General features: G+C 43.8%; 2 rRNA genes. Both read right to left on the bottom strand.

Annotated features, from left to right (window positions below):
• Positions 1-112 (bottom strand): 5S ribosomal RNA (rrf, locus tag OA91_RS23905); the annotation flags it as partial.
• Between the two features lie 98 nt (positions 113-210).
• A 5S ribosomal RNA gene (gene rrf / locus OA91_RS23900) occupies positions 211-325 on the bottom strand.
• Between the last annotated feature and the right edge of the window lie 15 nt (positions 326-340).

Genomic DNA, 340 nt, shown 5'->3' with positions numbered 1-340 from the left:
TAGCAATGTCCTACTCTCACATGGGAACTCCCACACTACCATCGGCGCAACTGCGTTTCACTTCTGAGTTCGGAATGGGATCAGGTGGGGCCACAGCGCTATTGTCGCTAGACAAAAACTTTAATTGCTTAATTTACTCTATAAATAATTTAAACAAATAAAACTTTAGCAAAAAACCCGTAGCATCAGCTACGGGTTTCTTTAATAGAAGTTTAGCAATGTCCTACTCTCACATGGGAACTCCCACACTACCATCGGCGCAACTGCGTTTCACTTCTGAGTTCGGAATGGGATCAGGTGGGGCCACAGCGCTATTGTCGCTAGACAAAAACTTTAATTG

It is taken from the genome of Marinomonas sp. SBI8L (genome assembly GCF_001624705.1).
GTDB lineage: Bacteria > Pseudomonadota > Gammaproteobacteria > Pseudomonadales > Marinomonadaceae > Marinomonas.
This window is presented reverse-complemented; position numbering and strand designations above follow the sequence as displayed.